Raw genomic sequence first — 6120 nt, 5'->3', positions numbered from 1 at the left:
AAAAACAGCAGGTCAGCGCGCTGAGCGAACTGGCCGCAGGAGTTGCGGGCGGCCTGGCGACGGGCGATACTGGCGGAGCAGTGACGGCCGGCCAGGCGGGTAAGAATGCGGTTGAGAATAATTATCTGAGTGAGAAGGAGTCCCGGCAGCTTGATAAGGAACTCTCCGCCTGTAAATCCACCGGAGGTGACTGCAAATCTGTTGTTGAAAAATATATCGAAATCAGTAATAAAAACAGTAAAGAACTGGCCGAAGCCTGTACGGGTGGCGGTGTGGTCTGCGTAAGTTGGGAAGAAATGGTTCAGGCGGAAACCAACGTTGCGCTGGATGCTGATAAACATCAGATAAGGCTGAGTGAGAAACTGAAGGACCCGGATGCGGCAGCGTTGGTAAAATATCTTAATGGCACCGACCTGAAATTCCTGAAGGATAATATTACGACCGGTGATCGGGTTATGGATGTGGTAATGACCCCAACTTCCTGGCCGGTAGCGATAATGGGTGGGAAGGCTATTATTACTAACAGTGCAGGTGTTAAGGAGCAATTAATCGCAGCGGGAGTTTCAAGTGCGGCTAATACAGCTATCCAATATGGAACAAGCAAAACTGGTGAGGTAAAATTATCTGACGTAATAGGGTCAGGAGTTATCGGTCTAATTACTGCAGGTAAAGGTTATAATCCAACAGTCACCTGGAATGCCGCCGGTGGTTATTATACTGCAGAAATAAAAGGTGATGATCCGTTTATGGGGGCGTTGCTGAGTAAGGCAGGCGCTTCAGTGGGTTATACCGCTGGTAATATTATAAAAATACCAATGGATAAAAAACTAAACCCAATCTCCAAACAATATGAATGGGTTCCCACAGGCGTATGGACTATCACAAAACCAGCGCCTCAAAATAATCTGCCTTCACTTTCAGGAAATATTGCCGACTCAGCTGCGTCAGGGGGGTTCTCTGATGCATTGCAAAACTCTATAAAAAATAAGGACAATAATAATGTTAATAAGTAAAAAATCATTATTGGCATTACTATACTTATGCATTGCCTTCTCGCTGATGCTTATTTGTGTAAGTTTTATTTTCCAGGTCCTTGGGTATTGGGTTGGTGGAGGTGAGCAGATGCTGGAATACTTGAGGGATAACTTGCATAAGGTATTGAAGACAGGTTCAGTGGGGATTGGAATTGGATTTGCCTACTGGTTCTTTTACTACCGAAAGATGTAGAGTGATTGGTGACAGTGGTGATGACGCCATCGCAGGAGCGCAACTGGTAAGACAGTTGTGGAGAATAACTATCTGAGCGTGTCAGAGAAGACCGAGCTTGAGATAGCGAAGCAGAAACTCAACAGCAAAGACCCGGCAGAGCGTGAGCAGGCCCAGCAGAAAGTTAATGAACTGCGTGAAAAGGATATCGCCAGCGACCAGAAGGTCATTGATGCTTGTGGAAACGGTAATGCCGGAAGTGCGGCTTGTGCCAGTGCAAGACTGGAGGTTATCGCGGCCAAAGGTGAGTACGACACCGGGCAGTACAATAACAAAGTCAGTGAGATGTATGCGGACTCTTACGGCCAGATAGTGAACCTGCTGAATATCACCAGCGTTGATGCACAGAATCAGCAGCAGGTGAAGGATGCGCTGACGCAGTATGCAATGGATGTGCTGGGCGTGGATCGCCAGACGGCTCAGGGCTATGCCGAAACCAAACAGGGCATGGATATCATTGTTGCTTCGGTGACGCCAGTATTAGGTTCGGCAGCAGCAAAACAGCTCAGTAAAATCGTTGATGCTAATATTAAGGTTGTGGCGAAAGGTAATGTTGACGGGGCTAAATTCTCAGATACCAATCAGGGAGCACGGCCTTCTAATTTGGCTGATATAAATAAGCCAGCGCTAATTGATGGACGTATCCAGGCCAAAATAGAGAAGCAAAACAAACCTCTTCCCAATGGGAATATGGCTACTGCTCATGCCGAAGTAGGTGTTATCCAGCAAGCTTTTGAAAAGGGTATGTCTCAAGGACGTGAGATGACAATGAGTGTTTCTAAAGAACCTGTATGTGGTTATTGCCGGGGTGATATAGCCGCTATGGCTGATAAAGCAGGATTAAAATCATTAACAATCTATGAAGAGACTACAGGAACCGTCCTCTACTGGCAGCCCGGAATGAAATCTCTTAAGGCTCGTGATTAAATGAAATTTAAAATGGGTTGGACATTGAATGAATATGGTGGGAATCAACAAGTCTCAACCTGGAATGACATACTTAATCAATTAGTACAACTTCAGGGAAGAGAAGGTACTCTCACACTTGATGCGTTGAGTACGGTGGGGAATGGAGTGGAAATGCTACAGGTAAGAACTGAAAACGATTATTACCTAATGACCTTAGGTGAAATCCTTGAGGATGAATATCAGGTTAGAACTTACTTGAATCCTTTAGGGCCGGATGATGAAATAATGATACTTGGTGATCATTGGCCTCTTCGTCAAATAACGAAAGACTTTGATCTTGTAGTCAAGATATTTAAAGAGTTCTTCGATACCGGTAATGTATCAACAGATCTTCTGAATTAATACACAAATCCCGGCGACAAGCCGGGATTTTATTTTATAACCAACGAGTTACCTCAGGCTGACCTGCTCCCCGTTGATTAACACACCGCGATGTTAGTAATGTCTTCATAAGCCACATGAGGACATCCCCATGAAGAAGCGTTTTTCCGACGAACAGATCATCAGTATTCTCCGCGAGGCCGAAGCCGGAGTTTCTGCCCGTGAGCTCTGCCGTAAGCACGCCATTTCCGATGCCACGTTTTACACTTGGCGCAAGAAGTTTGGCGGCATGGAAGTCCCTGAAGTGAAGCGGCTCAAGTCGCTTGAAGAGGAGAACGCCCGCCTCAAGAAGCTGCTCGCTGAAGCCATGCTGGATAAGGAGGCGCTTCAGGTGGCTCTTGGCCGAAAGTTCTGACGACAGACCAGAAGCGGGAAGCAGTGGAAGTCATGTGTGAGGCCGCAGGTCTGTCGCAACGTCGTGCCTGCAGGCTGGCAGGTTTGTCTCTGTCGACTTACCGTTATTCGGCTCAGCGTCCGGCTGCTGACGCGCAGCTGTCTCTACGCATCACAGAGCTGGCACTTGAGCGCCGCCGCTTTGGTTACCGGCGCATCTGGCAACTACTGCGTCGGGAGGGCCTTCACGTCAACCACAAGCGGGTATACCGCATCTATCATCTCAACGGCCTGAGTATAAAGCGCAGGCGACGCCGCAAGGGGCTGGCGACTGAGCGGCTTCCGCTTATTCGCCCGGATGCGCCGAACCTGACATGGTCGATGGATTTTGTCATGGATGCACTTGCCAGCGGCCGCAGGATTAAGTGTCTGACCTGCGTGGATGATTTTACGAAGGAGTGTCTGACGATCACCACGGCATTCGGGATTACAGGCGTTCAGGTGACACGTATTCTGGACAGCATTGCGCTGTTTCGTGGCTATCCTACAACGATAAGAACTGATCAGGGCCCGGAATTCACCTGCCGCGCGCTCGATCAATGGGCCTTTGAACATGGTGTTGAGTTGCGCTTAATCCAGCCGGGCAAGCCAACGCAGAACGGATTTATTGAGAGTTTCAATGGCCGCTTTCGGGATGAATGCCTGAATGAACACTGGTTCAGCGATATTCTACATGCCCGGGAAATCATTAATGACTGGCGGCAGGGTTATAACGAGTGTCGACCACATTCATCGCTGAATTACCTGACGCCGGCTGAATTTGCAGCGGGCTGGCGAAACGGGAAATATGAAGAAAAACCAACTGACATTACTAACTGAAGGTTGTATCTAATCCTGGGGGCAGGTCAAGGCGGACCGCCACTCCACCGTTCCTTCCGGGATCTTGCGTGGCCGCTTCTGCGGGGTGGCAACCAGTTCAATAAACACCGCTATTTCACGCTGTTTACGGGCCGACAGTTTTTTGCAGGCTTTACGCAGCGTGGTCACCACCTCCGGCTCTGCGGGCGGTTCCGGCTGCGGCTCCTGCGCGGCCAGTATCAGGCAGCCCGGCAAAACCTTCACCTCCAGCGCCGTCCCGGTCTCAAATCCCATCTCCTTCAACCGCCAGGCTTCAGCAACATTGAGGACCGGGCTGAGTACCAGGTCGAGCACCAGAGCGTGGGCATCAGCTCGGGCGGTAGCGTGGCCAACGGCCTGCTGGTGGGAATAAACAGCAGCGGGAGTTCGACGACGAAGGCGGCGGTGAGCAAGGGCACGATAGTCATCCGTGACCCGGCGACCCAGCAACTTACATTGGCGGACAGTTGTTCCCGGGCAGGGCGGCAGACCAGCTGAGCGAAAGCGAAAAACAGCAGGTCAGCGCGCTGAGCGAACTGGCCGCAGGAGTTGCGGGCGGCCTGGCGACGGGCGATACTGGCGGAGCAGTGACGGCCGGCCAGGCGGGTAAGAATGCGGTTGAGAATAACTCGCTGAGCGGCGATAAAGCCCGCGAATCGGTTAAGCAGAGCGCTGAACACTGGAAAGAGCAGGTCAGGGATAAGCTGGGCAACGGTACAACCTCTTCCATCGCAAACGGCATTATTAATGCCCTGGCTGATACCGGTGATGCGGCATTAGGTTCAGCGGACTACGTTGCCGATACGGCAATGGCGCTGGCTTCATGTGCTGCCGGGGACAGTTACTGTAGTACGGCGCTGAACGATCTGTCCGGGAAGAATCAGGCGGTGGCAGACAGCGTGAAAGCGCTGATGAACAGCGATACCTGGTCAGCAGTCGCCGACACAATCAAACAGGCGTCTGAAGGAAATCAGGCAGCGCTGGAAGCTACGGGTGGGATGCTGGCAGGCCTACTTTCACCTGGTAAGAAAATACCGGTTCTAAGTACTACACTTGGTAAAACTGAAAAGCTGGTCAGGAATACAGATGGCATTTACGAAGTAAAAGTCAATGCCACGCCGCTGGAAGGACATGACCGACTTAATACACCTGATCTGGGTGGTAATGGTAAGCTAAAACCGGCTGAAGCTGCATCTGCCGCACAATTAGAGCCTACTCTCGGTACGATGGAGCGTTATACGCCTTCGCCTGGAGCAAAATCAGGAAGTTCACCTGATTTTGTAATTACGTCAGGCCCTAATAAAGGTAAAACCGTTGATGCCATGTATACTACCGATAGACTGTCACAAAAAGAAATAGATGGGTTAAATAAGTTTTATGAGAAGAATATGAGTGTTGGTAGTGGAAGGGATGTTATCCAAGATCACTTGCAAAAAGCTGACTTTGTGCCTGTCGATTTTAGAGTCCTAACGTCCGCGAACCAAAAAACCTTTATGGATTATATAAAAACACTGCCTAAAGCACAGCAAGATAAAATTATTATTATGAGGTGATGGTATGGGGGCGAGTTTATTTATCGGTTGGAATGATAATGGGCAGAGAGAAAGCAACTTTCAAAGAACCGGAGGCTTTGTTAACGGGAATTATTGGGAGGCATTTGGTGAGCTGTTGGATGCTGTGTTTTTGCCCGGGAACTCTAAATTGCATGAAGTGATTAAGTCTGAAGAAGGTGAATACCTAAAGTTTTATTCATTTGTAGAGTTAAATAAAGAGGATTTTAACAAGGCAGTGAAGTTAATAAGGGATTATCTTGTGAAGCAAAAAAAACCAACCGAATGGCAAAAGATGGCAGAAGTAGTGTGGGAAGAGATTGCAGAGCCTTACATTATTCAGGATGCGCGTTATAACGTTACTGCATGAATAAAATAACGGCCAGTCAGTCTTATGTATTTTATTCAATTGACTAAAATCCCGGCCATTGCGCCGGGTATCTGGCGAACGATGCCTGTGTGCTGATGGCAATAGTCTCCGCCCAGAATCAGTCTGACTTTGACAGGGAGAAGGAGCAGAACCGGCTCAAACAGGCGCAGCTGACAGGTGAAATCGGCGGTCAGGCGATGGACGTTATCCGCACGCAGGGCGACATCGCCGGGCTGAAGGCCCAGACAGACCCGGCGGCGCTGGCGAGCGGCGCGTCGCCGTATCTGGCGACGGAAATCAGGAAGCTGACCACCAATCCGCTGACCGGTAAGGTGGACGTGGCCAGCAACGCGA

At 49.7% G+C, this 6120-nt stretch carries 6 protein-coding genes and 2 pseudogenes; 7 read left to right on the top strand and 1 reads right to left on the bottom strand.

The window, feature by feature from the left end; translation table 11 throughout:
- From IFU29_RS22000 to IFU29_RS21985, 4 genes are all read left to right on the top strand, one after another.
- Positions 1–1013, top strand: a 1013-nt coding sequence (locus IFU29_RS22000) for a VENN motif pre-toxin domain-containing protein (protein WP_191935746.1), incomplete at its 5' end; no start/stop codon positions are given.
- Positions 1014–1284: 271 nt separating this feature from the next.
- Positions 1285–2193 (top strand): cytidine deaminase-like fold-containing protein, encoded by a 909-nt coding sequence (locus IFU29_RS21995; RefSeq protein WP_191935745.1) that lies wholly within the window; start codon positions 1285–1287, stop codon positions 2191–2193.
- Complete coding sequence (locus IFU29_RS21990; protein ID WP_191935744.1) at positions 2194–2577, top strand: DUF6911 family protein; 384 nt, start codon at positions 2194–2196, stop codon at positions 2575–2577.
- 130 nt (positions 2578–2707) lie between these two features.
- Positions 2708–3828, top strand: a protein-coding gene (locus IFU29_RS21985; RefSeq protein WP_191935743.1) for an IS3 family transposase whose coding sequence is annotated in 2 segments (ribosomal slippage) — positions 2708–2966 and positions 2966–3828 — 1122 coding nt in all. Because the reading frame shifts where the segments join, the coding sequence is not laid out codon by codon here.
- Positions 3829–3837: 9 nt separating this feature from the next.
- On the opposite strand, the gene IFU29_RS22895 is transcribed toward IFU29_RS21985, so the two are convergent.
- On the bottom strand, positions 3838–4296 hold the full coding sequence (locus tag IFU29_RS22895) for a hypothetical protein (protein WP_191935742.1): 459 nt from the start codon (positions 4294–4296) through the stop codon (positions 3838–3840).
- Positions 4297–4298: 2 nt separating this feature from the next.
- On the opposite strand from IFU29_RS22895, the pseudogene IFU29_RS22965 reads away from it, so the two are divergent.
- The 3 genes and pseudogenes from IFU29_RS22965 to IFU29_RS21965 all read left to right on the top strand — a co-directional run.
- Positions 4299–5399: pseudogene (locus tag IFU29_RS22965) on the top strand (VENN motif pre-toxin domain-containing protein); the annotation flags it as partial.
- Between the two features lie 4 nt (positions 5400–5403).
- On the top strand, positions 5404–5766 hold the full coding sequence (locus IFU29_RS21970; protein WP_191935741.1) for a hypothetical protein: 363 nt from the start codon (positions 5404–5406) through the stop codon (positions 5764–5766).
- A gap of 128 nt (positions 5767–5894) precedes the next feature.
- Positions 5895–6120 (top strand): annotated as a pseudogene (locus IFU29_RS21965) (hypothetical protein); the annotation flags it as partial.

It is taken from the genome of Erwinia persicina (genome assembly GCF_014838825.1).
Lineage (GTDB): Bacteria > Pseudomonadota > Gammaproteobacteria > Enterobacterales > Enterobacteriaceae > Erwinia > Erwinia persicina_A.
Note: the sequence above shows the minus strand (reverse complement) of the source record. Positions and strands in the feature narration are given on the sequence as shown.